Raw genomic sequence first — 25,814 nt, 5'->3', positions numbered from 1 at the left:
CGGCGCGTGGAACGCGAAGTCAGGCTTTCAGTATGAGTGCAACCTATATAGGTCCGAACTCAAGATAATCCAGCTTTTCGGGGCATAATGAGATCCAAAAAGTCTAAAAACTTGTCGGTTTCATCCCCGATGCTGCGCCAAAGCATGATCGATCAGCTTTTTTGCGGCTAGAAATGCCGCTTCTATACTCATTTCGCTGGTATCTAGCAAGTGCGCGTCTTCAGCGGGCCTGAGCGGAGAATCGATACGGTTCGTGTCGCGTTCGTCGCGCTTCTTGAGGTCGGCCAGGATTTCCGCGAAATCTGCCTTCTCGCCGCGTGCCACGATTTCTTCAAAGCGACGCTCGGCGCGCACTTCCGGCGACGCCGTGACGAAGAGCTTTATGGCAGCATCGGGACAGACGACGGTGCCGATATCGCGCCCGTCAAGCACGCTTGAGGGCAGGGCATTGGCGAAATTGCGCTGCGCTTCGACAAGCGCACGTCTGACCTTCGGCATGACCGCGACTTTCGATGCCGCTTCGCCGATCGCATGAGCGGACAGGACCGCCTTGTCCATCTCGCGCAGATCGAGATTGAGCGCGGCGTCAGCCGCCACCGCTTCATCATCGAGCGGCAGCCCCTTGTCGATCAGCGCCTTGGCCACAGCGCGATAGGTCAGCCCCGTATCCAGATGCGGCATGCCGTAGTGAATGGCGATGCGCCGGGCAAGGGTTCCCTTGCCCGAGGCTGCCGGTCCGTCGATAGCGACGATGAACGGCGTCATCGCGCGTCGCTCAGTTCGATCTTGGCGCCCAGTCCCGGCATCATGTCCATGAATTCGGGGAAGGACGTGGCGATCATGGTGCTGTCGTCAACCGTCACCGGCTTTTCCGATGCAAGGCCCATGACGAGGAAGCTCATCGCGATGCGGTGATCGAGATGGGTTGCGACGGTGCCTCCGCCCAGTCCCTTGCCGTCGGGGCGACCGCGGACCGTCAGCGACATCTCGCCTTCGGTGCAATCGACACCATTGGCTTCAAGACCGCGCGCAACCGCTGCCAGACGATCCGATTCCTTGACGCGCAGTTCGTCGAGACCGTCCATCACAGTTTCGCCTTCCGCGAAGGACGCGGCGATGGCCAGAACCGGATATTCATCGATCATCGACGGAGCGCGTCCCGACGGAACGACAACGCCCTTCAGCTTCGAGGCCTTCACGCGCAGATCGGCGACATCCTCGCCACCGGCAAGACGGGCATTGAGCACTTCGATATCGGCGCCCATTTCCTGCAACGTCAGGATCAGGCCGGTACGGGTCGGGTTCATCAGCACGTTGCGGATGGTAACATCCGAACCCTCGACCAGAAGGGCGGCAACGAGCGGGAAAGCCGTTGACGATGGATCACCCGGTACGTCGATGGTCTGGCCGATAAGCTTGCCCTGGCCGGTGATGCGGATATGGCGCACGCCGTCCTTGTCGGTTTCAACCGAAAGATCGGCACCAAAGCCCTGCAGCATCTTTTCGGTGTGGTCGCGGGTCATAACCGGCTCGATGACGGTGGTGACGCCCGGCGTGTTGAGACCGGCGAGCAGCACGGCGGATTTTACCTGCGCGGACGCCATCGGCACGCGATAGGTGATCGGATTGGCCGTCTTGGGGCCGATCAGCGTCAGCGGCATGCGGTCGCCTTCGGCTGCTTCCACCTGAACGCCCATTTCACGCAACGGATTCAGCACGCGACCCATCGGGCGCTTGGAAAGCGAGGCATCGCCGATAAAGGAGGTTTTCATGTCATAGGTGCCGACAAGGCCCATGGTGAGACGCGCACCGGTTCCGGCATTGCCGAAGTCGAGCGCTGCTTCGGGCTGCAACAGGCAGCCGTTGCCGACACCATTGATGATCCAGGCATCGCCATCCTTGCGAATTTTCGCGCCCATGGCCTGCATGGCGCGACCGGTATTGATGACGTCTTCGCCTTCCAGAAGGCCGGTGATGTGGGTTTCACCCGATGCAAGACCGCCGAACATGAAGGAACGATGCGAGATGGATTTGTCACCCGGAATGCGAATTTCGCCCGTAAGTGCCTCCGAGCGGCGGGCGGTTGCTGGTTTCGGGGATGCAGAATGGGACATGGATTTTTCACAGTCACATTTTTGGCGCGGACGCGCGCCGGGATTGAGAGATAAGCCGGGCTTCCCTAGCATAGTAATATTGTGCGGTCATCCGCGAATACGCGGTGCGGGCGACACCCATAATCGGGAGGGAGAGCCAAGAGTCTGCACATCCCTTTGCGTTTGGCTTTGACAAACGCGCCAAATTGCGTTTATGCACCGGACAACAATATAAACGCGCTTAAGACTTGCCCCTTGCCATATGGCTCCGTGAACAGCATGGTAAAGGGCTATATGCTTCAAGGCAGGCATTCCGGCGCGATTTTATGAATTTGTGTCCCCGTGCGAATTAACGAGGCTAGACGTGGCAAAAGCTGAACTTGGTACCAAGCGTATCGACCCGGAAACGGGCAAGAAATTTTACGATCTCAATCGCGACCCGATCGTTTCGCCTTACACCGGCATTTCCTATCCACGTTCCTATTTCGACTCCACGCTTGAAAGCCGCGTTGTCGAAGAGGAAACCGAAGAGGAAGAACTGGATACGGCACTCGAAAAGCCGGAATTCGTCTCTCTCGAGGATGCCGACGACGAAACGAAGGGCAGCGGCGACGATCTGCCGGATATGGACGACGACGATGTCGATCTCGGCGACGACGATGAAGACACCTTCCTCGAAGAAGAGGAAGACGAGGACGACGACATGTCGGGCATTCTCGGCGGCGGCGTCGGCGGCGAAGACGAGGAAGGCTGATCTGTTACATAGATCAAGACCGGATGCTTTTGCGAGGCGACCTTCAGGTCGCCTCGCTGCGTTTGGAGCATATCCCGGATTGGGCTTCGGCGTGATCTGTGAATTATTTTCGGCAGATGTGAAAAGAGTTGCGATTTAGCTCTTGATCTTCTGACAAACGCCATTTAATAAGCCGCCACACCGGGCAGCAAGTCCTGCCTGATGCGCCTCGAAAGAGGTCTGATGGGGCCATAGCTCAGCTGGGAGAGCGCCTGCATGGCATGCAGGAGGTCAGCGGTTCGATCCCGCTTGGCTCCACCAAATGTTTCTTCTCAAGTAACCAGAACGGACACCGTCATCGGTCGGCACAATAGCTGTCGGTGGACAAAGCCTGTCCGAGCGCTATGTCGTTTCCCATGACAGAGATGATTTTGGCGACATTCGACTGGGTTCCCAAAATGCCGCGTGGCTTCGTCCGCGATCTTCGCGTGCGCTGGGCGCTGGAAGAAGCCGGATTGCCCTATCGTGTCGAAGGCGTTCCATTCAAGAATCGCGGGCCGGAACACTTCACCCATCAGCCTTTCGGGCAAGTGCCATGGCTGATCGACGGTGATATGTCGGTCTTCGAAAGCGGCGCCATCCTGCTTCATATCGCCGAGAAGAGCGATGCGCTGTTGCCGCCTGATCCGAGGGCACGCAACGAGGTCATACAATGGCTGTTCGCGGCGTTGAACTCGGTCGAAATGGCCGCCTTGCCGCTCGCCCTTTATAAATTCACCGGTGATGAGGAGCAGACACCGGGGCGTCAGCTCATGGACAGCTTCCTTGCCGGTCGGCTGGCGCACATGGAGCAGGCGCTGTCAGGCCGCGAATGGCTCACGGATCAGTTTTCGGTTGCCGATATTCTGATGGCCGACGTATTGCGTCTGGTCGACCATTTCGACGGTCTGGCGCAGCACCCGGTCTGCCGGGCCTATGTCGGGCGCGCGACGGCACGGCCCGCATTCCAGAAAGCCTTTACCGACCAGATGGAACATTTTGCTGCAGCGGACTGACGCTCTCATTGAAATTAGCATGATCGCGCTATTTCACGCTCAAGTTGCATTCGACAATTCTTAAAAAATTGCTAAACAGAAATTGTGTTAAGTAGTTCCAGTGTTTTTAAATGAAAAGACTCCAAGATTTTGATGAAGTGCGATCTTTATTATGTATAGGAATCGCAATTTTCCATTTTTAATTCCGGGTTACGGTAAATAATGAGATTCTGAATTCTTTTATATTAACATTTTCTTATTTTACCGATGTCTTTTTTAATGTGCCTGGATTATTTCTGGCGAGGCGACGAAATTATCTCTGGAGCTGGCCGCGCTATGTAGCTTTCGTTGGGAAGCGGCTCGCGCGGATTTATCCGCTGCACGTGGTGACGTTCTCCTGTTTCGCGCTACTTTCTGTCCTGACAGCAGCGGGAATTCTGCATCCTCTGGTCGAACCCAGCATGAGCTGGTGAGACGGGCTGCCCCAGTTACTGCTGATTCATAATTGGGGTTTGGGCGCACCTTGTCCTACAATTATGTCAGTTGGTCGCTGAGTGCCCTTTTTGCCATATATCTCGCTTTTCCGCTGTTCGATATGTTGTGTCGTCGTTTCGGGAGCTGGGTTCTTGTCGGTGTGATGGCTGCAGCCGTGGGCGGTGATTATCTGGCGCAACAGCTCGGCGTATTGTCACTCACACGCTTCAATTGTCCGATGCCGGGGTCTTGCGAGCCTTGCCTTCCTTTGTCTTTGGAATGCGGCTTGCTCGCCGGGAACATCCACCGATGCCGGCACCGGCAATCAAGGCATTGCTTGCCGCTTGCCTGATTGTCTTTCTGTTCTATCACCCGGCAAACGGGCCGGACGAACCGCACACGCTTGAAGGCCCCTGGCGGCTGGCCTTCCTCTATGCGGATGTCTATGTGCTTTATGCCGCATCCACTCGGGGCATTTATACACCGCTGCAATGGCGCGGATTCACAAGGCTTTCCCGTTACAGCTTCGGCATCGTCATTCTACATCCTGCGGTCGGAATGGTTTTCTTCAAAGCTGCTCCGCAACGATGGGGCGAGGCGACGGCAGGCGCGGTCCCGCTCATCGCTGCAGGTGTTCTTGCAAGCGTGTTGACTGCCATTGCCTCTTATCACTTGTTCGAAAATCCCGTTCACCGCTGGCTGGTGAAAAGAATTGACGCATGGGTCAGCAGATCGGAAGGCTCAAGCGGGTTTTCTGGTTCTACGCGAAACGGCCTGCCTGTCTCCCGATAGGCAGGCATCCTCACCGGATCGATCAGTCGGTGCGCGACGTACCGCTGTCTTGCCGCATCAGATAGAGCGATGCGCCGATGATCAGCGCCGCCCCCGGCCAGAAGTTGATGCTTGGCGCTGCTGCAAACACGATCCAGCCGAAGATCACGTTGATCGGCAGTCTCAGGTCATCGAACGGTTGCAGATAGACCGCATCCGCTATCGAATAGGCTGCCGTCTGGAAATATTGGGCGAGAGCTGTGAATGCGCCGATGACGATCAATATGGACCAGATTTCGACGCCCGGAGCGGTGATTGCGGACATGCTTAAGCCGGATGCCAGCCAGAGTGCCGCGTTGATGGGTGTGAGCAGTACCAGCATATAGGTCGAAATGCTGGCGGGCTTTTCGAAACGGGTCAGATATTTGGTCATCACCGAATAGCCGGCCCACAACGCTGCGGCCAGAATCGGCAGGAGCGAATAGACCGTATAGGAATCCGACCAGGGTGCGATGATGATCAGTGCGCCAATAAATCCGGTGAATGTGGTCATCAGGCGTGCCGGCGTGACCTTTTCCTGCAGAAAGAGCCGTGCGCACAGGATGACGAAGAATGGCGATGTCATGGACAGCGCGACCACCTGCCAGATCGGCACATGGGTCAGCGCATAAATCCAGACCTGTACGCCAGCGGCAGCCAGCGCGACGCGAATGACGTGAAGACCGAAATGCCTGGTACGCAAGGCTCTCGTGCCGTCGCGAATGAGCAGGGGCAAGGTCAGCACCAGCGCGATCACATATTGCCAGAAGGCGATGATGACGGAGGGAATACCGGTACGCGTTCCCGCCCATTGGGTGGCGACATTGACGGCGGCATAGGCCGAACAGGCCGCGACCATCAGCGCTGCTCCGCGAATGGTCGGTTTCAAAGTTGGCGAAGAGGCAAGTTGACTCAACGGTTTCTTCCTTCGGAGCATTTTGCAGCCAAATGGAAACATTTGACGTCGCATAAATGCGGCAAAACAAATGGACAGAGCGTTCCGCTTCAGGCGGAACTTGCTCTGGCAAGCCTGTTACCTCAGGGTACGGGAAGAAAGACTGCAGGACGAAGACGGCAAGCCGTCCAGCCGAGCATGATTCCAACCTCGTTCTCTCTCATCCGGACTATGACCGTCGGCTTCGGAATTACACCGAATCTGCTGACCCTGACACGTCTGCCGTGTCAGGCGCTCGCGGGCTTCGGACACCTGGTCCGTTACCGCCGGTGGGGAGTTTCGCCCCGCCCTGAGAACTGGATATTTCGTTTGCACCGAAGGACATCAGGATGAACTCCGACGCGGGCTGTAGTTATGTTACGCTTTCCCATAAAGCAAGGTGCAGGCTAGGTTCTGCCTGCCTGTCCGGCAATCACAATTGAGTGCAGGACAACACAAGGGATGAGCCTTTGATAGCCAAGTCACGGGAAAAGCATGGACGTATCGGAAACTCTCTTTTAGAAACTCGTGTCGGAGTTGATCGGGAGAGGGTCTAATTCCACATGGTTCTGGGAGGAATGATGAGCACCAACGCAGTCCCCACGCGGTTTTCGCATGACCATCCGCTATGGCAACCGGATGCGGGGCGCATCGCCGCCAGCAATCTGGAGCAATTCCGTATTCGCGCAGAACAGCGCACGGGCTTGAGCCTGCCGGATTATGCCGCGCTGCATCGCTGGTCGGTCGAGGATCGCGGCGGCTTCTGGCAGCTTGTGTGGGATTTCTGCGAGGTTATCGGCGAGTGTGGCAAACCAGCCCTTGTCGATAAAGGCCATATGCGTGACGCAAAATTCTTCCCCGAGGCACGACTCAACTTTGCCGAAAACCTGTTGCGCCATGAGGGTGGCGAGGAAGCCATCGTCTTTCGCGGTGAGGACAAGGTCGAGCGCCGCCTGACATGGGACGATCTTCACGCGCTGGTCTCGAAACTGCAGCAATTCATGCTGGCGGAAGGGGTTCAGCCGGGCGACCGCGTGGCGGGCATGATGCCCAATATGCCGGAGGCGGTGGCCTTGATGCTGGCCGCTTCGTCCATCGGTGCGGTGTGGTCTTCATGCTCACCGGATTTTGGCATACAGGGCGTGCTCGACCGCTTCGGCCAGATCGAGCCGAAGCTGTTTTTTGCCTGTGACGGTTATTGGTACAATGGCAAGCGCATCGAGGTGGCCGACAAGGTTGCTGAAGTGACGGCAAAGCTGCCGGGGCTGAAACGTGCGGTCATTGTCACCTATCTCGGCGAAGCGGAAGCCGTTGCTGACCGCGCTGAAAAGGGCATTGCGCTTGATGCGGCTCTGGAACCGTTCAAGGCCAAAGACGTCGAGTTTACGCGGCTCCCCTTCGATCATCCACTTTGTATCCTGTTTTCGTCCGGCACGACGGGCATTCCAAAATGCATTGTGCATCGCGCAGGCGGCGTGCTGTTGCAGCATTTGAAGGAACACCGCCTGCACGCGGATATTCGCGACGGTGATCGCTTCTTCTATTTCACCACCTGCGGATGGATGATGTGGAACTGGCTGGCTTCCGGTATCGCCTCCGGCGCTACGCTTTTGCTCTACGACGGTTCGCCCTTCTATCCCGATGGCAATGTGCTGTTCGACTATGCCGCCGCCGAGGGCATGACCTATTTCGGCACTTCGGCGAAATTCATCGACGCGGTGTTGAAAGCCGGTCTGAAGCCCGGCGAGACACATAATCTTTCGGCACTGCGCACGGTGTCCTCGACCGGCTCACCGCTGTCGCCGGAAGGCTTTGCCTTCGTCTATGAAGCGATTAAGCCGGACGTGCATCTCGCTTCCATTTCCGGCGGTACGGATATCGTGTCCTGCTTCGTGCTGGGCGTTCCGACGGAACCTGTCTGGCTGGGTGAAATTCAGGGCGCGGGCCTTGGCATGGCCGTCGACGTCTGGAACGATGACGGCAAGCCGGTGCGCCGTGAGAAAGGCGAGCTGGTCTGTACCAAGGCATTCCCTTGCATGCCGCTGCAATTCTGGAACGATCCCGAAGGCGCGAAATATCAGGCCGCTTATTTCGAGCGCTTCGACAATATCTGGTGCCATGGCGATTTTGCCGCATGGACCGAGCATGACGGCATCGTCATCCATGGTCGTTCGGACGCGACACTCAACCCCGGCGGCGTGCGTATCGGTACGGCGGAGATTTACAATCAGGTCGAACAGATGCCGGAGATCGCCGAGGCGCTTTGTGTCGGGCAGGATTGGGATAATGACGTGCGGGTGGTGCTGTTCGTGCGGCTCGCCGAAGGTGTGGCGCTGGACGACGACCTCAAGGCGCGCATCAAGACCAAGATTCGCACCGGCGCCACGCCGCGTCACGTTCCGGCGAAAATCGTTGCTGTCCGGGATATTCCGCGCACCAAGTCGGGAAAGATCGTGGAGCTTGCCGTGCGCGATATCGTGCATGGGCGCGATGTGAAGAATCGCGAGGCGCTGGCAAACCCCGAAGCGCTGGAGCTTTATCGCGATATTGCCGCGCTTCATGAGGATTGATTTGATCACCCTCCAATTGCTTGGAGTTGCCGGGTAACGGACGCAACAAAATTTCGTTATCGGGTAATAAATAGCCACAGAACGCCACGCAAGGCCATTGCCTAATTGACCGCCACGGGACACTCTGGCCTGGACATAGCCCATCGCGAAAGCGGTGGTTGCCGGGCAGAACTTGTGGAGGACGAGTATGTTTGCATCGGGCATCAATTTCGGTCTTGGCGAGGAGATCGAAGCCCTTCGCGATACGGTGCGCCGTTTTGCGGAAAGCCGCATTGCGCCGCTGGCCGCTGAAACCGACCGCAACAATGCATTTCCCATGCATCTCTGGCGTGAACTGGGTGAGCTTGGCGTACTCGGCATTACGGCGCCAGAAGAATATGGCGGCGCTGGCATGGGCTATCTCGCCCATTGTATTACGATGGAAGAAATCAGCCGCGCTTCCGCTTCCATCGGTCTCAGCTATGGCGCTCATTCCAATCTCTGCGTCAACCAGATCAAGCGAAACGGTTCTCCCGACCAGCGCGCGAAATATCTGCCAAAACTTATTTCCGGCGAGCATGTCGGCGCGCTCGCCATGTCCGAGTCGGGCGCGGGTTCCGATGTCGTTTCGATGAAACTTGCCGCCGAGAAACGCGGCGACCGTTACGTTCTCAACGGAAACAAGATGTGGATCACCAACGGCCCGGACGCCGATGTGCTGGTAGTCTATGCCAAGACCGATCCGGCAGCAGGCCCGCGCGGTATCAGCGCCTTCATCGTTGAAAAAGGTTTCAAGGGGTTCTCGACCGCGCAGAAGCTCGACAAGCTTGGCATGCGCGGTTCCAACACCTGCGAACTGGTGTTCGAGGATTGTGAAGTGCCTGCCGAAAACCTGCTCGGGACAGAAGGCAAGGGCGTCAATGTGCTGATGTCCGGTCTTGACTATGAACGCGTGGTGCTGGCGGGTGGTCCGCTCGGCATCATGGCGGCCTGCCTCGATGTCGTGGTACCCTATGTGCATGAGCGCAAGCAGTTCGACCAGCTGATTGGCGAGTTCCAGCTCATGCAGGGCAAGCTTGCCGACATGTATGTGACCTTCAATGCCTCGCGTGCCTACACTTATGCGGTGGCGGCGGCCTGCGACCGGGGCGAGACGTCGCGCAAGGATGCGGCGGGATGCATTCTCTATACGGCGGAAAATGCGACACAGATGGCACTGCAGGCGATCCAGTCTCTCGGCGGCAATGGCTACATCAATGATTATCCGACGGGCCGTCTTTTGCGCGATGCCAAGCTTTATGAAATCGGCGCGGGCACATCGGAAATCCGGCGCATGCTGATCGGACGGGAACTCTTTCAGGAGACCCGTTGATGGCGGTTCTGAAATCGGAAATCTCGACGCGCAGCGCCAGCTTCGAGGCTAACCGCAAGGCGATGCTGGCGGCGATCGACGTGGTGGGTGAAGCCTCGCGGATTGCGATTGATGGCGGCGGCGAGAAAGCGCGCGAGCGCCATGTCGCGCGTGGCAAGCTTCTGCCGCGCGAGCGGGTGGCGCAACTGCTCGATCCGGGGGCGCCCTTTCTGGAAGTGGGGCTGACGGCAGCGCATGGCATGTATGGCGGGGCGGCGCCTTCGGGCGGGATCATCACCGGCATCGGGCGCGTATCGGGCCGGGACTGCATGATCGTCTGCAACGATGCGACCGTGAAGGGCGGCACCTATTATCCGGTCACGGTCAAGAAGCATCTGCGCGCACAGGAGATCGCGGGCGAGAACCGTCTGCCCTGCATTTATCTGGTCGATTCCGGTGGGGCCAATCTGCCCAATCAGGATGAGGTGTTCCCGGACCGCGACCATTTCGGGCGCATCTTCTACAATCAGGCGCAGATGTCGGCGGCAGGCATTCCGCAGGTCGCCGTGGTCATGGGTTCGTGCACGGCAGGCGGTGCTTACGTGCCTGCCATGAGCGACGAGACGGTGATCGTGCTGGGGCAGGGCACGATCTTTCTGGCCGGTCCGCCGCTGGTGAAGGCTGCCACCGGCGAAGTAGTGACCGCGGAAGACCTCGGCGGCGGCGATGTGCACACAAGGCTTTCCGGCGTGGCCGATCATCTGGCCAATGACGACGCCCATGCATTGCAGATTGCGCGCGCCATTGCAGCCAATCTCAACAGCGAGAAGTGTGAGTTTATTCCGCGCGGCGATAGTGCCGCCCCGCTTTATGATCCGGAGGAAATTCTGGGCGTCGTTTCCGCCGATACGCGCATTCCCTATGATGTGCGCGAGGTTATCACGCGGCTGGTCGACGGTTCGGACTTCGATGAGTTCAAAGCGCGCTACGGCACCACTTTGGTCTGCGGTTTTGCCAGCGTCTATGGCATGCCGGCGGGGATCATCGCCAATAACGGTGTGCTGTTTTCGGAAGCGGCCTTGAAGGGCGCGCATTTCATCGAGCTTTGCTGCCAGCGCAACATTCCACTGGTGTTTCTGCAGAACATCACCGGCTTCATGGTCGGGCGCAAATATGAAGCCGAAGGCATCGCGAAACACGGCGCCAAGCTGGTGACGGCGGTGGCGACGGCCAATGTACCCAAGATCACCATGCTGATCGGCGCTTCCTATGGTGCGGGTAATTACGGCATGGCGGGGCGGGCCTATTCGCCGCGCTTCCTGTGGACCTGGCCGAACAGCCGCATTGCGGTGATGGGCGGCGAACAGGCGGCAGGCGTGCTGGCAACCGTCAAGCGCGACGGGATCGAGCGCACCGGCGGCACGTGGTCGGCGGATGAGGAAGCGGAGTTCAAGCGCCCGACGCTCGCAATGTTCGAACGCCAGAGTCATCCGCTTTATGCCTCTGCCCGACTTTGGGATGACGGTATCGTCGATCCGCGCAAGAGCCGCGAAGTGCTTGGTCTGTCGCTTTCCGCCACGCTGAACGCACCAGTTGAGCCAACGCGCTTTGGTTTGTTCCGGATGTAAGGAAGCAATCAGATGTTCAAAAAGATACTGATTGCCAATCGCGGAGAAATTGCCTGCCGGGTCATTCGCACGGCGCGGGAATTGGGTATTGCCACCGTCGCAATTTATTCGGATGCGGATGCCAATGCGCTTCATGTCGAGATGGCCGATGAGGCGGTGCGCGTCGGTCCTGCCATTTCTGCGCAAAGCTATCTGAATGTCGAGGCTATCATCAAGGCTGCGAAGGAAACTGGCGCAGAGGCCATCCATCCGGGTTATGGGTTTCTCTCCGAAAATGCCGGTTTCGTGGATGCGGTCGAAGCAGCGGGACTTGTCTTCATCGGCCCATCGGCCAAAGCCATTCGCGCCATGGGGCTGAAGGATGCCGCCAAGGCGCTGATGGAAAAGGCTGGCGTGCCTGTCGTTCCGGGTTATCACGGCGACAATCAGGATGGAGCCTTCCTCAAAAGCGAAGCGGACCGGATCGGCTATCCGGTGCTCATCAAGGCACGGGCAGGCGGTGGCGGCAAGGGCATGCGCCGCGTCGATCAGTCGGCGGATTTTGCAGCGGCGCTAGACAGCGCGCGCCGCGAGGCGGAAGCCTCTTTCGGCGATAGCGCCGTGCTGGTCGAAAAATACATGGCGAAACCGCGCCATATCGAGGTGCAGGTCTTCGGCGATAATCATGGCAATGCCGTGCATCTGTTCGAGCGCGATTGTTCGCTGCAACGCCGCCACCAGAAGGTGATCGAGGAAGCACCTGCACCCGGCATGACGCCGGAAATGCGCGCCGCCATGGGCGAGGCGGCGGTCAAGGCCGCATTGGCCATTGGCTATTCCGGCGCGGGCACGGTGGAGTTCATCGCCGATGTTTCTGAAGGGCTGCGGCCGGACCGCTTCTTCTTCATGGAAATGAACACCCGCCTGCAGGTCGAGCATCCGGTAACGGAAGCGATTACCGGCCTTGATCTTGTCGAATGGCAATTGCGCGTGGCTTCCGGCGAAGTCTTGCCGAAACGACAGGACGAACTTTCCATAGATGGCTGGGCGTTCGAGTCGCGACTTTATGCCGAAGACCCGGCGCGGGATTTTCTGCCCGCAACCGGCAAGCTTGCTCTGTTCGCGCCGCCTGAAAATGCCCGTGTCGATTCCGGTGTGCGAACCGGCGATACGATCACGCCGTTCTATGATCCGATGATCGCAAAGATCATCGCCCATGGCGCAACGCGCGATGAGGCACTAAACCGGCTTGATGCGAGCCTGAACAAGACCCGGATTGCTGGCCTCGTCACCAATCGCCAATTTTTGTCGGCGCTTTGCAACCTTGAAGCTTTCCGCACCGGTGATGTCGATACCGGCCTGATCGCACGCGAGACGGCAGTTCTGTTCACGGATGAGCGGCCTTCGGACATTGCTTTTGCGCTTGCCGCCCTTGGTGCACTCGACCTGCTGGATACCCCAGTGACAGGCGATCCGTGGACGAGCTTGCGCGGCTTTCGTTTGTGGGGTGACGCATCGCGCTCGGCCCTTATCGATCATCATGGCGAGCGCCACACTGTTAGCTTCACGACCATGGGTGACAGGCATTTCGGCTTTGCTTTCGGCACTATCGAAATCCGTTTCCATGAAAACGGGCTGGTTCGCTTTGCTGTGAATGGCCGTGTTTCAGAGGCGTCCGTCGTGCGCATCGGACATGATGTGACGGTGCAACTCGAAGGTCGCGACACCATATTTCATCATGTGCAGTCTGTTGGCGCGGAAGAGGATGCTTCGAGTGAAAGCCGCATCCTGTCACCGATGCCGGGACTGGTGCGACTGGTTTCCGTCGTGGAGGGGGCGAGCGTCGCCAAGGGCGATCCGCTTGTAACGATGGAAGCGATGAAGATGGAACTGTCACTGACCGCGCCGCGCAACGGCAAGGTTTTGTCCGTAACTGTTGTAGCGGGCGATCAGGTCAATGAAGGCATCCTTCTTGTAGAACTGGAGGAAGAACATGGCTGAACACGTAGAAATCGTTGAAATGGCTGCGCGTGATGGCCTGCAGAATGAAAAGCGGTTTGTGCCGACAGCGGACAAGGTCGCACTGATCGACCGCCTGTCGGATTGCGGCTATGCCCGCATCGAGGCAACGAGTTTCGTTAGCCCGAAATGGGTGCCGCAACTGGCGGATGCCGCAGAAGTCATGGCCGGGATTCGCCGTGCTGATGGCGTGCGCTATTCGGTACTGGTGCCCAACATGAAGGGCTATGAAGCTGCTGCCGCTGCAAATGTTGACGAGATTGCGGTTTTCATTTCCGCCTCGGAAGGCTTTTCGAAAGCCAATATCAATTGCACGATTGCTGAGAGCATCGAGCGGCTGTCGCCGGTCATCGGTGCTGCGATCAATGATGGTCTGGCCATTCGCGGCTATGTTAGCTGCGTCGTGGAATGCCCCTATGACGGGCCGGTGGCCCCGCAAGCGGTTGCCGATGTGACCGAACAGCTTTTCTCGCTGGGCTGTCACGAAGTAAGCCTCGGCGATACGATCGGGCGTGGTACGCCGGACAAGGTGGCAGCCATGCTGGATGCCGTGCTGGCCATTGCGCCTGCGCACAGCCTTGCCGGCCACTATCACGACACGGGCGGGCGGGCCCTCGACAATATCCGCGTCAGTCTGGAGAAGGGCTTGCGCGTGTTCGATGCTTCGGTCGGCGGTCTCGGCGGCTGTCCTTTCGCGCCGGGCGCCAAGGGCAATGTCGATACGGTCTCCGTCGTCGAAATGCTGCATGGATTGGGTTTTGAAACCGGCCTCAATCTGGACAAGCTCAGATCAGCGGCCTTGTTCGCGCAGGCGCTGCGTCAGGACAAAGCCGCATGAAGGCGTTTGAAACGATCCAGATTGCGATAGATCAACGCGGCGTCGCGACACTGACGCTCAACCGTCCAGAGCAGCATAATGCGCTATCCGGTCGGATGATCGATGAGCTTCTGACGGCGACGCTGCATCTGGCGGATGATGACGCCGTGCGCCTCGTGGTCCTGACCGGCAATGGCACCAGTTTTTGTGCAGGCGGTGATCTGGGATGGATGCAGGAACAGGTCAAAGCCACACGCGCGCAGCGCATTGAGGAAGCGCGCAAGCTCGCCCTCATGCTGAAAGCGCTGCGCGATTTGCCAAAACCGCTGTTCGGGCGCATCAACGGGCAGGCCTATGGCGGCGGCGTCGGCCTCATCAGCGTCTGCGATGCGGCCATCGCTGCATCCGGCGCGCGCTTCGGGCTGACGGAGACCAGGCTCGGCCTGATACCGGCCACCATCAGCCCCTATGTGGTAGCGCGCATCGGTCAGGCGAATGCGCTGCGCACATTCACTTCGGCGCGACTGTTCGATGCCGAGGAAGCACGGCGGATCGGGCTGGTGCATGACGTTATCGAGGCGGAACGTCTCGATGCGGCGGTGGAGGCGGAGATTAAACCCTATTTTGCCACCGCGCCTGCAGCGGTTGCCGCCTCCAAGAGGCTGGTTCATGCGCTGGGCGCGCCGATAGACGAGGGCGTCATCGAAATGACGCTGACCCGTCTTGCCGATACATGGGAAACGCCAGAGGCCGCGGAGGGAATCGCGGCCTTTTTTGCGAAGAAATCACCATCATGGAAGGGAGGGAACTGAACATTTGGGAGGAGCCGATTTTCGTTGTAGTTGCGGGCACTTGGCCCCTTGCAATCGGAAGCCGGAAATGCATTCTTATTACATCATGAAAGCTCGCTCCCGTTCCGGAGCATGATTCCGAAAGGGCAGATGCAATTTCGGATAATATTATGGCTCTGACCTCTTCGAGGCGGCGGTGCGGTGTGCTTTTGGATTGACCCTTTGAGATCATGTGATGAACAAAAGGGAGGGCCCGGCAATTCGGCAGCGCAGACGCGTTGAGATTTGACCGGCAAGGGTTGTCTCGGGGCCGTCGGAGGACGCTGCCCTACAAAGGAGAAAAAGAATGAACCTGAAACTTCTGTCCAGCGTGGCTTTCGCAGCTACACTCGGCTTTGCCAGCGCCGCCTATGCTGACATCACCATCGGCGTCGTTGCACCGCTGACGGGCCCTGTCGCTGCTTTCGGTGACCAGGTGAAGAAGGGCGCGGAAACCGCCGTTGAAGTCATCAACAAGGCTGGCGGCATCAAGGGCGAGAAAGTCGTTCTGAAGTTTGCAGACGATGCCGGTGAACCGAAGCAGGGCGTTTCCGCCGCCAACCAGATCGTTGGCGACGGCATCAAGTTCGTCGTCGGCCCGGTCACGACCGGCGTCGCCATCCCTGTTTCCGACGTCTTCTCGGAAAACGGTGTTCTGATGGTTACCCCGACCGCCACCGGCCCGGATCTGACCGCGCGCAATCTGGAAAACGTGTTCCGCACTTGCGGTCGCGACGACCAGCAGGCTGAAGTCATGGCCGATTATGTCCTGAAGAACTTCAAGGACAAGAAGGTCGCCGTGATCCATGACAAGGGTGCCTATGGCAAGGGTCTGGCCGACGCTTTCAAGGCGGCGATCAACAAGGGCGGCATCACGGAAGTCCATTACGATTCGGTCACGCCGGGCGACAAGGATTTCAGCGCGCTCGTCACCAAGCTCAAATCTGCTGGCACTGACGTCGTCTATTTCGGCGGCTACCATGCCGAAGGCGGCCTCCTGTCGCGTCAGCTGCATGACGCTGGCATGCAGGCACTTGTGCTCGGCGGCGAAGGCCTGTCCAACACCGAATATTGGGCAATCGGCGGCACCAACGCACAGGGCACGCTCTTTACCAACGCCAAGGACGCCACCAAGAACCCGGCTTCCAAGGATGCTATCGAAGCGCTCAAGGCCAAGGGTATCCCGGCTGAAGCCTTCACCATGAACGCCTATGCCGCTGTGGAAGTCATCAAGGCCGGCATCGAACGCGCCGATTCGACCGATGATTCTGCTGCCGTCGCCAAGGCTCTGCATGATGGCAAGCCTATCGAAACCGCTATTGGCACGCTGACCTATGGCGCAAACGGCGACCTTAGCTCGCCAAGCTTCGACATCTTCAAGTGGGATGACGGCAAGATCGTCGGCCTCGAATAAGATTGTCGTGGTTTAGAATACAAAACGCCGGGGTTATCCCCGGCGTTCTGCATTTGTGGAGCTGAAAACCATCAGGAACCGGTATAGCCGAGTTCCGCCTCGATGGCTTCGAAGGTCTTTTCCATAGCGTAGGTCGGGCTGAGCGGAAAACCGAAATGTCCGTAGGCGATGGACATCTGCCGCTCGGCCTTGCCTTCGCTACCCTTCGCGACTGCTGCCACATAGAGCGCTGCAGCGAGACCGGTGCGGTCGGCGCCGGATTTGCAATGGATGAGCACCGGCTTTTCTGCATTCTGCATCAGGGCGATTAGCTGTCTCGTCTGTGCAGGGGTCAACTCCCGCCTTGACGACATTTCGAAATCGGCATGCTTGATGCCGAGCGTTTTCGCGGTTGCGATCTCTTCGTCATACCATTTCGAGCCCGACTCCGGGCCGCGCAGATTGATGATCGTTTTGATGCCATAAAGCTTCTGCAGGGATGCGATGCGTGCAGGATCAGGTTGGTTGGAGCGATAGGCCTGTCCGTCGATGATGGTGTGGACGTTGCCCTTATATTGCAGCGTGTACAGATAGCCGCCCATGACGCTTGAGCCGACGAGCAGTCCCAGCCCGGCCATCCGGGCATAAGTAAAGGACCAATCGACGTATTTCCGAAAGAACGACATAGGGGCCTCATCCGAACGAAAGCAAATAATAAAACATAGCGAGTTGAAAATTTCTTCTTGGTTTTCGCGGGAAATATACTAGGATTTGGACTTAATCTTGTCCGAGAACAAGGTCTTCAATTTTCTGTTTAATTTATTTTTGAAATGCATTCCGCAGGTTCTTGCGGAAAATTTTTGGAGCAAGCGTCTGCGTCAGTTTGTGGTGTCAGTAAATCGCGTTGGTTTTTCGTGGCTTAAGCTTCGGTTAACCATGACTGTTTAATCTATGACCATGTGCTGGGGCAGATAGCGGAGCAGGTTTATGCAGCGCTACAGATTTGACGATAAAAGAATTCTGATCGAGGCGATTGTTGAGTTGCTCAACAGGGGCGTAGAGCCCGACGAACTTGATCTTGTACTGAGCCGGATCGGTCCGGTCGATCTCGACTTGATGCGGCAATGCCTGATCGAGGTGTGGAATTACAACCACCCCGATGTGGCGGAAACGCCGATGGCGGCCTGACGACAGGTTCTGCAGCCCTTTGGGCGCAAAGCTTCAGACGTCGGAAACGGATATCACAAGCGTCGATCTGCGGAAGCGGGATGAACGCGGACTACATGGGCGTGATTAGGCGCCCACGCAAGAATACGGCAGTTTCAGGCAACGGTTTGTGGGTCGAAACTGTCGGGGCAGGGCCGGGTTGAACCGGTTTTGGAGTAATCTGGCCGCTGCCCGCAATGTCATATTCCTGAAACGCAGACGGGTTATATCCATATGCGTATCGGGAATTCACTTGGGGTCGTGACCACGGATGTACTGGCGCAACTCAGGTGAAAGCGGAAGGTCGGGTTCAACCCGGCCTTTTTCGTTTTTAGCGTATTTTCCGGAAAGAATGACGTGTCCCTGCCGGGAACCGGTCCACGGGATTGGTTTCTTATCTCGCTTCGATGCGTTGGATAATGCGACGAAACAAATACTTGCAGCGGTTCAGCGGCTCTGTTTTTAACTGGAACCGCTCTGGAGTACTGCCGTCAGGCGAGTTCCGGTCGAGGCCGCATGGAATTGCGAAATGGCTTTCGGTGCGGTTCCGTTTCAGTGACGCATGACAGGAAACATTTTCCCCGCTCGATAAATACCGTATGAAAGAGGTTGCCTGCTGCCATTTCTGGAGGCCGCGCGATCTCATTTTCAATCACGGAAACCGTTCATGATACGCCATATCGTTCTCGTCGAATTCAGGTCCGAACTCGGAGCCGCGCAGATCGACGAGAAGCTGCAGGCCGTTGTGGCCCTCAAGGACAAGATCGGTGGCATCCTGTCCATTACGGCTGGCGAAAACAACAGTCTGGAAAATCTCGAAAAAGGGTTTCCGGCACGGTTTTGTCGTCGATTTCACGGATAGCGCGGCGCGGGATGCCTATCTTCCGCATCCCGAACACGCGAAGGTCGGCAAAAGCCTCGTCGAAGCCGCTGAAGGTGGCATCGAGGGCATATTGGTTTTCGACTACGCGTTCTAGAGAACCAGTCCACCAACCCCCATGCGGGAAAGATCGTCGGCGGAAAGTGTGATCCCCGCCATCAGGCGATCCAGCACCCAGTCGAGGCTGTTTTCGCGGGCGCTGCGGGCTGATCCGGGGGCGGCGACAATATATTTGCCATCATGCCGGCCCAAAACCAGCAGATTGCCCGGATCGACCGGCATACCGATGCGCAGGATTTCACCGCCCGACATGCGGATCGACTGCGGCACGATATCTGCCTCGTCGGCAACCGCCGATGCGCTGAAGATCACGATAATATCGCAGGTGCGGCTCACTTCCGCGATTGCCGCTGTCAGCGCAACCTGATCGTGCGCGACGCGCTTCTCGCAAACAAGTGTCCCGCCATTTCGAGCAGTCCGCTTTCCCATCAGTTCGCGGGTCTTCTCAAGAACCGTTTCGCGTATCGAGGGAAGGCGCGACTGGATCAGCCCGATCCGCGCGCCGTTGAAGGGATGGATGCGCAGCGCAGGCCGTGCATCGAGGCCGATGTCCCGCAAAAGGATCCCCGGCACAGCAAAAGGAATGATCTTGACTGTGGCGACCATCTGTCCGGCTTCCACCCGCACATGATTGCGCAGCGTCGCGATGGAAATGCGCGCATCATGCGCATTGATCGCATCAATACGGTCGGCATCTACCAAAAATACGCCATTCTTCCGGGCGTGCAGATTGACCCGTCCGGTTGTGGGGCTGCCGATCTCCACTTCGCCGGAAATAAGCATACGTCCGATGGCGAGTGCGGCCTCATCCTCGCCGATATCGCCCTTTTCCAGGCGCGCAGCCAGAACCGAGCTGATACCTGCCTCCTGCAACAGGGCAAGATTGAGGGCATCAAGAACTGTGCCTTTGCGTAAAGTGAGCGCACCTGCCGTCATGGCATAGCCGAGAATTGCACCTTCGGCTTCATCAAGCGGCATTTCGGCAAATATCATTTCTATCCCCAATTCCCTCGCGCATTTTCAATAAGCATACACAGCGCGGAAGATAAACCGTCTCTGCGCCCCGGGGTTATTTTGCCGAGGATCGTGCCGCCACAAAACGTCGGACATGGATCGGAGCGGCTGTCCGAAAACCGTTTAACACTTTCCGAGATGCGCGCAATTCGCGTCAAATTCGGTAAATTCCCATCACGATCCCGTTTATTCATGGGGTAGATGGCGGTTTTCATCTTGCAAACCCTTTCCTTTGGGCCTATTCGCTCCGCCGCACCTGACAACTGGTGACCCATTCAGACCGCCGGTCAGGACATCGATCCCTTGAGAGGGCCGATGGATTTATTGCATTTATGCATTGCCCAAAACATGGCCCGCATCAGCGATCTGGCCGGATTGTTCAGACAAAATGCCCGCTTTTGGGCGCGACATTACGATCCAGCACAATTTTCGTCAGGCACGTGACAAACGGGATTATTCGTTATAACGGTACTTTTGGAAATTTCAGAATTTACCGAAAACTAGGAAATGACGCATGCGCCGGAGATGATACTCCGCGCGCAGGATGGAAAGACAAATGAAACACGGCACCCCCCGGACGATCGTTTCGTTCGCCGTCTTGGCCCTCACGGCGTTTCTCGCAGGCTGCGAGAACCAGGTCCTGCTTTCCCCGAAAGGGGAAATCGGCATGGCAGAACGCGATCTCATGCTTTTTGCGACCGGCATCATGCTGCTCGTCGTGCTTCCCGTCATCTTCATGACGCTTTACTTCGCATGGAAGTACCGCGCCTCGAATGAGAAGGCGGATTACCAGCCCGACTGGCACCACTCGACCAAGATCGAGCTCGCCGTCTGGCTCATCCCGTTGGCGATCATCGTCGTTCTGGGCTCCGTGACCTGGATTGCCACCCACAAGCTCGATCCGTACCGCCCGCTGGAATCGAATGCAAAGCCGATCAATGTCGAAGTCGTTGCGCTCGACTGGAAATGGCTTTTCATCTATCCGGACCAGGGCATCGCCACCGTCAATGAAATGGCAATGCCGGTCGATGTGCCGGTCAACTTCAAGCTGACCTCCAGCAACATCATGAATTCCTTCTTCATCCCGCAGCTCGGCAGTCAGGTCTACACGATGCCGAGCATGCAGACGAAGCTGCATCTGATTGCCAATCATGCTGGCGAGTTCGACGGTATCTCCGCCAATTACAGCGGTCAGGGTTTTGCCCAGATGCGCTTCAAGGCGCATGCCTACAATCAGGCCGACTTCGACAAGTGGGTTGCCGATGTGAAGGCCAAGGCGAATGGCGAAGAGCTGAGCCGCGACCGTTACGCCTCGCTGGTTCAGCCGAGCGAGAAGGTTCCGCCGCAGTTCTTCACCTATAATGACCAGGCGCTGTTCCACAACATCGTGAACCGCTGCTGGGACGGCAAGTCCGTCTGCCTCGACGATGAAATGCATCGTCAACAGATGATCCGCGAAGCGCGTGCCAATCTGCGCAAGTCGTCGCCTGTCGATTTCAGCCAGTGGGCGAGCGACATCATCTGCGCAGTCCAGCCGCAGCGCCTCTCGCAGCTCGAAAACTGATGTGCCGATAGGTCCGTGATCTCGCAGGAGGTCACGGCCATCCGCATTCAATCCTTTGTTTCACGCGGTTCCGGAAAGATGGCGCGTCTTGCGCCGTCCCGGAATTGCTAAAATCGAAGCGTGATAAAAAATGTTCGGAAAACTTACGCTCGAAGCGATACCCTATCACGAGCCAATCATCATGGTCACTTTGGCCGCGGTGGCTGGCGGGGCGCTCGCTATTCTTGCAGCCATTACCTACTACCGCAAATGGGCTCCGCTCTGGAACGACTGGCTGACGTCCGTCGACCACAAGCGCATTGGCGTGATGTACATCATTCTGGCACTCGTGATGCTGTTCCGCGGCTTCTCGGATGCGGTCATGATGCGCGCCCAGCAGGCAATCGCCTCCGGCGCCAATGAAGGCTTCCTGCCGCCGCACCACTACGATCAGATCTTCACCGCCCATGGCGTGATCATGATCTTCTTCGTTGCGATGCCCTTCATCGTCGGCCTGATGAACTTCGCAGTGCCGCTTCAGATCGGCGCGCGCGACGTGGCTTTCCCGTACCTCAACTCGCTCAGCTTCTGGTTGACGGTTGCCGGTGCGATCCTCATCAACATCTCGCTCGGTGTCGGCGAATTCGCCAAGACTGGCTGGCTGGCCTATCCGCCGCTTTCCGGCAAGGAATTCAGCCCGGATGTCGGGGTGGATTATTATATCTGGGCCTTGCAGATTTCCGGTATGGGTACGCTGCTTTCGGGCGTGAACCTGATCACCACCATCATCAAGATGCGCGCGCCCGGCATGGGCATGATGCAGGTTCCGGTCTTCACTTGGACCGCGCTCTGCTCGAACGTGCTGATCGTCGCAGCCTTCCCGATCCTCACCGTCACGCTGGCCCTGCTTTCGCTGGACCGCTATCTGGATTTCCACTTCTTCACCAATGATGCCGGTGGCAATCCGATGATGTATGTGAACCTCATCTGGATCTGGGGTCACCCGGAAGTCTACATTCTGGTTCTGCCGTGCTTCGGTATCTTCTCGGAAATCGTGGCAACCTTCTCCGGCAAGCGCCTGTTCGGCTACAAGTCGATGGTTTATGCCACTGTGGCCATCACGGTTCTGTCGTTCCTGGTCTGGGTCCACCACTTCTTCACCATGGGTGGCGGTGCCAACGTCAACGCCTTCTTCGGCGTGGCAACCATGATCATTTCGATCCCGACGGGGGCGAAGGTCTTCAACTGGCTCTTCACCATGTATAAGGGCCGCGTTCGCATGGAAACGCCGGTCATGTGGACCATCGGCTTCATGTGCACCTTCGTTGTCGGCGGCATGACGGGCGTTCTGCTCGCAGTTCCGCCAGCAGACTTCGTGCTGCACAACTCGGTGTTTCTGATCGCCCACTTCCACAATGTGATCATCTCGGGCGTGCTGTTCGGCTGCTTTGCCGGTCTCGTCTATTGGTGGCCGAAGGCTTTCGGCTTCAAGCTGAACGAACGTCTGGGCAAGAACGCATTCTGGTGCTGGCTCGTCGGCTTCATCCTGGCCTTCATGCCGCTCTACGTGCTCGGGCTGATGGGCATGACCCGTCGTCTGAACCACACCGAAAACCCGGCATGGCATATCTACCTCATCATTGCCGCCATCGGCGTTGCGATCATCCTTTGCGGTATCGTGTTCCAGGTTCTGCAGATCGCAGTTTCGATCCGCGACCGCGAAAAGCTGCGCGACAACAATGGCGACAGCTGGGGTACGGGCCGTACGCTGGAATGGTCGCTGGCTTCGCCGCCTGCCTTCTACAACTTCGCCGAAGTTCCGCATGTGCGCGATCATGACGGCTGGTGGGATATGAAGCAGAACGGCTATGTGCGCCGCACCGAAAAGTTCGCGCGCATCCACATGCCGAAGAACACCGGCACCGGCTTCATCATCGGCATTCTGAACATTCCGCTCGGCTTTGCCTTGGTGTGGCACATCTGGTGGCTGGCAATCGCCTCCGCCGTCGCTGTGCTGGCCGTTGCCATCGCTCACTCCTTCAATAATGACAGAGACTTTTACGTCTCGGCCGAAGAGGTGCAGGAAGTCGAAGACCTCCGTACCCGGCAACTCACTGCTCAGGAGGCCTGATTCCGATGAGCGCAAGCATTTCAACCACCGCTCCGTTCACGGGCGGGAACGAACACCCCGCTCATGAGGACCATCACGATGCAGGGTCGACCACGCTGGTCGGCTTCTGGATCTACCTGATGAGCGACTGCGTCCTCTTTTCGGGCCTGTTTGCAACCTATGCCGTTCTGGCGCATCAGTTTGCGGGCGGTCCGACCGGCCGTGAACTGTTCGATTTGAACTTTGTTCTGATCGAAACCATGCTCCTGCTGGTGTCGTCGCTGACCTATGGTCTGGCCACGCTTTCGATGTTCAAGAAGAACCGTGCCGGCCTTCTGTTCTGGCTGGGCGTGACTTTCCTGCTGGGCGCTGCTTTCCTCGCGATGGAAGTCTATGAGTTCAATCACCTGATCCATGAAGGTGCAGGTCCGGGCCGCAGCGCGTTCCTCTCGGCCTTCTTTGCGCTGGTGGGAACCCACGGTCTTCACATCACGTCGGGCCTAATCTGGATTCTGGTGCTTTCGGCCCAGCTTCTGCGTGACAGTCTGACGGAAAAGAACCAGACGCGCGTGATGTGCCTCAGCCTCTTCTGGCACTTCCTGGATATTATCTGGATCGGCGTCTTTACCCTTGTCTATCTGTTGGGTGTACTGTGATGAGCTCTGCACACGAAACACATGATCACGGCGCGAGCCACGGCAGCCTGAAGACCTATCTGATCGGCTTCGTGCTGGCAGTCGTTCTCACCGTCGTTCCATTCATGCTGGCCATGAACGGCTACTTCACGCCGGGAACCACCGCAGCAATTGTGCTCGGTATCGCCGTCGTTCAGATTTTGGTGCATCTGGTTTACTTCCTGCACCTCGATCCGAAGTCGGAAGGCGGCTGGAATATTCTGGCACTCATCTTCACGGTCATCATTCTGGCTATCGTTCTTGCCGGCTCCATCTGGGTCATGCATCACCTCGATACCAATATGATGCCGATGTACATGTCGCCGGAAGACGTGCGTAATCTGCCGTAATATCAGGTCTCGTTGAGTTTGACTCAGCGAGACTTGTTAAGCCCGTGCGGTGATAGAGCATTTTCAGGGCGTGGATAGCGCTAGCATCTTAGCGCCCTGCTATAAAAGGCTCGTCAAACACATTCCCTGCACCACAACGCTGCAGGGAATGCATCTGTGAGCCTCGCAAAACAACTGGCCTGACGGCCCGTGATCGCGGCTTTATCCTCCCTCTCTCCCCCCAAAGCCGCGTGGCGTCCCGGTTCCCTCCGGGACGCCTTTCTTTTTGACTGTCCGTCAAAGAGGTGAGAGTAACATTTCCTGTAAAATTTTAATCAAAAATGCTTTAAGTGCGACGTTGTATTTTGTGAAATAAAGATGATTGCAATCAATATATAAGTGTAGAAAATAATATTATACGCCCTAAATTTACCATTATTACACATATTGTTTGCATAGTGTAATATATTAACCTAAATTATCTCGTGTTTTATACTTATTGCGTCTCTGTTCGGCCGCTAATCTGGAGAAGGTGCGATGCCTTTATTTACGGGAATGCTTACTAATAATCGTATTCTTGGTGCGGCTGTTATTGCTGCAACCCTGTTCACGCCCGCTATTGCTTCCGCTGCAACAGCCTATGTCTCGGCTTCGGTCAATGTCCGTTCGGCCCCCGGTTCCAACTACGGACGGCTTGTTGCGCTCCCCGCCGGTGCGACGGTCAATGCCAGTTCCTGCCGCAATGGCTGGTGCCAGATCTATAACGGGAGCCGTGTTGGCTGGGTCTCGGCGCCTATAGCTGCCCCGCTTATGCCGCGCCGTCCAGCACTACGGTGATCGTCAATAATGACGGTTACGATGACGGCTTCGGCCTCGGACTTGGTATCGGCTGGGCGACCGGCGGCTATTGGGGTCCCGGCTGGGGCGGTGGTTGGGGTCCAGGCTGGCGCGGCGGACCGAACTACGTCAATGGCTGCATTGGCCGCAATTGCCAGTCCAATCGCAGCGGCTGGAATCCGCGCTGGGGCCATGGCCCGCGCTGGAGCGGCGGCGGCAACTGGGGCGGGCGTGGATGGCCGCAGGGCCAGATACGTCGCAACTGGGGTCGCGGTTCGGTCATGTCTCCGACCCGCTTTGGTGGTTTCAACCGCGGCTTTGGCGGCGGTGGTATGGGCGGCGGCGGTTTCCATTTCGGAAATATGCGCCCGATGCACGCTGGCCGCTGACGGCATCCGGTGTGCTTGTGCCAGAACTTATTTTGATCAGGTCGTTCTCCCTCCTCCCAATGGCCTGATGGACAGCTCGCCGGCAGCACCCCGCCGGCGAGCCGTTACAATTTTCTGATCGCGCCCTG

At 57.6% G+C, this 25,814-nt stretch carries 21 protein-coding genes, 1 tRNA gene, 2 pseudogenes and 1 riboswitch; of the genes and pseudogenes, 19 read left to right on the top strand and 5 right to left on the bottom strand.

The features are described 5' to 3' along the window. Positions 1–120: 120 nt before the first annotated feature. Together cmk and aroA are read right to left on the bottom strand one after the other, a co-directional pair. Entirely contained in the window at positions 121–765 is a 645-nt protein-coding gene (gene cmk / locus AAE521_RS14230; protein WP_071632040.1) for a (d)CMP kinase, read from the bottom strand. Further along, the gene (gene aroA, locus AAE521_RS14225; protein ID WP_071632039.1) at positions 762–2,114 is read right to left on the bottom strand and encodes a 3-phosphoshikimate 1-carboxyvinyltransferase; all 1,353 of its coding nucleotides are present in this window, start codon (positions 2,112–2,114) and stop codon (positions 762–764) included. Before aroA ends, cmk begins: the two co-directional genes overlap by 4 nt. Before the next feature lie 343 nt (positions 2,115–2,457). On the opposite strand from aroA, the gene AAE521_RS14220 reads away from it, so the two are divergent. The 4 genes and pseudogenes from AAE521_RS14220 to AAE521_RS14205 all read left to right on the top strand — a co-directional run bounded on the left by AAE521_RS14220 (position 2,458) and on the right by AAE521_RS14205 (position 5,126). After that, the gene (locus tag AAE521_RS14220) at positions 2,458–2,847 is read left to right on the top strand and encodes a TIGR02300 family protein (protein ID WP_010657838.1); all 390 of its coding nucleotides are present in this window, start codon (positions 2,458–2,460) and stop codon (positions 2,845–2,847) included. A 224-nt stretch (positions 2,848–3,071) separates the two neighbouring features. After that, a tRNA-Ala gene (locus AAE521_RS14215) sits at positions 3,072–3,147 on the top strand. Between the two features lie 95 nt (positions 3,148–3,242). Then, positions 3,243–3,881: a glutathione S-transferase family protein gene (locus AAE521_RS14210; protein WP_029926094.1), complete on the top strand. Its 639-nt coding sequence runs from the start codon at positions 3,243–3,245 to the stop codon at positions 3,879–3,881. A gap of 110 nt (positions 3,882–3,991) precedes the next feature. Then, positions 3,992–5,126 (top strand): annotated as a pseudogene (locus tag AAE521_RS14205) (acyltransferase family protein). Positions 5,127–5,148: 22 nt separating this feature from the next. Here the strand turns inward: AAE521_RS14205 and AAE521_RS14200 are convergent. Then, the gene (locus AAE521_RS14200; RefSeq protein ID WP_268875479.1) at positions 5,149–6,060 is read right to left on the bottom strand and encodes a DMT family transporter; all 912 of its coding nucleotides are present in this window, start codon (positions 6,058–6,060) and stop codon (positions 5,149–5,151) included. Between the two features lie 187 nt (positions 6,061–6,247). Continuing rightward, positions 6,248–6,400: riboswitch (FMN riboswitch) on the bottom strand. Between the two features lie 259 nt (positions 6,401–6,659). Between AAE521_RS14200 and AAE521_RS14195 the strand changes: the two genes are divergently transcribed. From AAE521_RS14195 to AAE521_RS14165, 7 genes are all read left to right on the top strand, one after another. After that, on the top strand, positions 6,660–8,648 hold the full coding sequence (locus AAE521_RS14195) for an acetoacetate--CoA ligase (RefSeq protein ID WP_071632038.1): 1,989 nt from the start codon (positions 6,660–6,662) through the stop codon (positions 8,646–8,648). A gap of 187 nt (positions 8,649–8,835) precedes the next feature. Continuing rightward, the gene (locus tag AAE521_RS14190) at positions 8,836–9,999 is read left to right on the top strand and encodes an isovaleryl-CoA dehydrogenase (RefSeq protein WP_342061638.1); all 1,164 of its coding nucleotides are present in this window, start codon (positions 8,836–8,838) and stop codon (positions 9,997–9,999) included. Further along, positions 9,999–11,606, top strand: a complete 1,608-nt coding sequence (locus tag AAE521_RS14185; RefSeq protein WP_342061637.1) for a carboxyl transferase domain-containing protein — start codon at positions 9,999–10,001, stop codon at positions 11,604–11,606. Before AAE521_RS14190 ends, AAE521_RS14185 begins: the two co-directional genes overlap by 1 nt. Positions 11,607–11,618: 12 nt before the next feature. Continuing rightward, complete coding sequence (locus AAE521_RS14180; protein ID WP_342061636.1) at positions 11,619–13,586, top strand: acetyl/propionyl/methylcrotonyl-CoA carboxylase subunit alpha; 1,968 nt, start codon at positions 11,619–11,621, stop codon at positions 13,584–13,586. Then, positions 13,579–14,442, top strand: a complete 864-nt coding sequence (locus tag AAE521_RS14175; RefSeq protein ID WP_029926080.1) for a hydroxymethylglutaryl-CoA lyase — start codon at positions 13,579–13,581, stop codon at positions 14,440–14,442. The genes AAE521_RS14180 and AAE521_RS14175 overlap by 8 nt, the downstream gene beginning before the upstream one ends. Further along, positions 14,439–15,233, top strand: coding sequence for a crotonase/enoyl-CoA hydratase family protein (locus tag AAE521_RS14170; RefSeq protein ID WP_342061635.1), 795 nt, complete (start codon positions 14,439–14,441; stop codon positions 15,231–15,233). Before AAE521_RS14175 ends, AAE521_RS14170 begins: the two co-directional genes overlap by 4 nt. Before the next feature lie 325 nt (positions 15,234–15,558). After that, positions 15,559–16,665 (top strand): branched-chain amino acid ABC transporter substrate-binding protein, encoded by a 1,107-nt coding sequence (locus AAE521_RS14165; protein ID WP_010657848.1) that lies wholly within the window; start codon positions 15,559–15,561, stop codon positions 16,663–16,665. A 71-nt stretch (positions 16,666–16,736) separates the two neighbouring features. On the opposite strand, the gene AAE521_RS14160 is transcribed toward AAE521_RS14165, so the two are convergent. Next, positions 16,737–17,330 carry a tyrosine-protein phosphatase gene (locus AAE521_RS14160; RefSeq protein ID WP_342061634.1) on the bottom strand — a complete coding sequence of 198 codons (594 nt, stop codon included), beginning with the start codon at positions 17,328–17,330 and terminating at the stop codon, positions 16,737–16,739. A 301-nt stretch (positions 17,331–17,631) separates the two neighbouring features. Here AAE521_RS14160 and AAE521_RS14155 point away from each other — a divergent pair, with 301 nt between their 5' ends. From AAE521_RS14155 to AAE521_RS14145, 3 genes are all read left to right on the top strand, one after another. Then, positions 17,632–17,832 carry a hypothetical protein gene (locus AAE521_RS14155; protein ID WP_010657850.1) on the top strand — a complete coding sequence of 67 codons (201 nt, stop codon included), beginning with the start codon at positions 17,632–17,634 and terminating at the stop codon, positions 17,830–17,832. A 685-nt stretch (positions 17,833–18,517) separates the two neighbouring features. Continuing rightward, positions 18,518–18,712: a Dabb family protein gene (locus AAE521_RS14150; RefSeq protein WP_342061633.1), complete on the top strand. Its 195-nt coding sequence runs from the start codon at positions 18,518–18,520 to the stop codon at positions 18,710–18,712. Further along, the gene (locus AAE521_RS14145) at positions 18,618–18,827 is read left to right on the top strand and encodes a Dabb family protein (RefSeq protein ID WP_342061632.1); all 210 of its coding nucleotides are present in this window, start codon (positions 18,618–18,620) and stop codon (positions 18,825–18,827) included. The genes AAE521_RS14150 and AAE521_RS14145 overlap by 95 nt, the downstream gene beginning before the upstream one ends. Here AAE521_RS14145 and AAE521_RS14140 read toward each other — a convergent pair. Next, complete coding sequence (locus AAE521_RS14140; RefSeq protein WP_342061631.1) at positions 18,824–19,783, bottom strand: molybdopterin-binding protein; 960 nt, start codon at positions 19,781–19,783, stop codon at positions 18,824–18,826. The genes AAE521_RS14145 and AAE521_RS14140 overlap by 4 nt on opposite strands. Positions 19,784–20,360: 577 nt before the next feature. On the opposite strand from AAE521_RS14140, the gene cyoA reads away from it, so the two are divergent. The 5 genes and pseudogenes from cyoA to AAE521_RS14115 all read left to right on the top strand — a co-directional run bounded on the left by cyoA (position 20,361) and on the right by AAE521_RS14115 (position 25,686). Then, positions 20,361–21,368 (top strand): ubiquinol oxidase subunit II, encoded by a 1,008-nt coding sequence (gene cyoA / locus AAE521_RS14135; RefSeq protein ID WP_342061630.1) that lies wholly within the window; start codon positions 20,361–20,363, stop codon positions 21,366–21,368. A gap of 130 nt (positions 21,369–21,498) precedes the next feature. Continuing rightward, complete coding sequence (gene cyoB / locus AAE521_RS14130) at positions 21,499–23,478, top strand: cytochrome o ubiquinol oxidase subunit I (protein ID WP_010657854.1); 1,980 nt, start codon at positions 21,499–21,501, stop codon at positions 23,476–23,478. 5 nt (positions 23,479–23,483) lie between these two features. Next, positions 23,484–24,113 (top strand): cytochrome o ubiquinol oxidase subunit III, encoded by a 630-nt coding sequence (cyoC, locus tag AAE521_RS14125; protein WP_342061629.1) that lies wholly within the window; start codon positions 23,484–23,486, stop codon positions 24,111–24,113. After that, a complete protein-coding gene (locus tag AAE521_RS14120) occupies positions 24,113–24,481 on the top strand; it encodes a cytochrome o ubiquinol oxidase subunit IV (protein WP_010657856.1) in 369 nt (122 codons plus the stop codon). Before cyoC ends, AAE521_RS14120 begins: the two co-directional genes overlap by 1 nt. A gap of 516 nt (positions 24,482–24,997) precedes the next feature. Then, positions 24,998–25,686: pseudogene (locus tag AAE521_RS14115) on the top strand (SH3 domain-containing protein). Positions 25,687–25,814 lie beyond the last annotated feature (128 nt).

Source organism: Brucella cytisi (genome assembly GCF_038433355.1).
Lineage (GTDB): Bacteria > Pseudomonadota > Alphaproteobacteria > Rhizobiales > Rhizobiaceae > Brucella > Brucella cytisi.
This window is presented reverse-complemented; position numbering and strand designations above follow the sequence as displayed.